The organism is Paenibacillus sp. FSL R7-277, assembly GCF_000517965.1.
Taxonomy (GTDB): domain Bacteria; phylum Bacillota; class Bacilli; order Paenibacillales; family Paenibacillaceae; genus Paenibacillus_AQ; species Paenibacillus_AQ silagei.
In genome coordinates, this window is sequence record NZ_ASPX01000061.1 from 1 (window position 1) to 538 (window position 538).

The 538-nt window shown below is 54.3% G+C and carries 1 protein-coding gene; it reads left to right on the plus strand.

The window, feature by feature from the left end:
- Positions 1 to 182: 182 nt before the first annotated feature.
- On the plus strand, positions 183 to 538 hold a 356-nt coding region (locus C173_RS18330; RefSeq protein WP_155991548.1), incomplete at its 3' end, for an IS3 family transposase.

The window sequence follows — 538 nt, forward strand, 5'->3', positions numbered from 1 at the left end:
GGGGAACAAGATCATCCGTATCCCCAGGAGCAGGTGGAGGAACTGAAGCGCCTCCTGGACGTGGAGCAGAAATACGAGAAGGCCGTCAAGATCCTCGGCGAAAAGGAGTTAGAGATCGAGATTCTGCGTGAACTGCTAAAAAAGCCAACCCCTGCTTATCCGAAAAAATCGAGGTAGCCGACATGTTCATTAAGCAGGGGAATACCGCAGCGTTGGTACTACGTCTCGTGGGGCTAGCAGAGTCTACGTATTACGACCGTAAGAAACGCAAGAAGCAGGATACACAGGCCGTACCCCAGGGGCGCGGAAGACCCGTACCCGGCTATTCCCTGACCGAGTCTGGAGAGAAGATTAGCGACGAGGAAATCCAGGAATGGCTGCTGGAATTAATCGCTGGAGAGGAGCACGTGTACGGGTACAAACTGCTGGCCAAGTGCTTGTGGAACCAGCACGGGCTGAGGCTCAATCACAAGAAAAGCTACCGGCTGTGTCAGGCGCTGGATATCCTGCAGCCGCAGCGTCACAAGCGTTTTAAGCA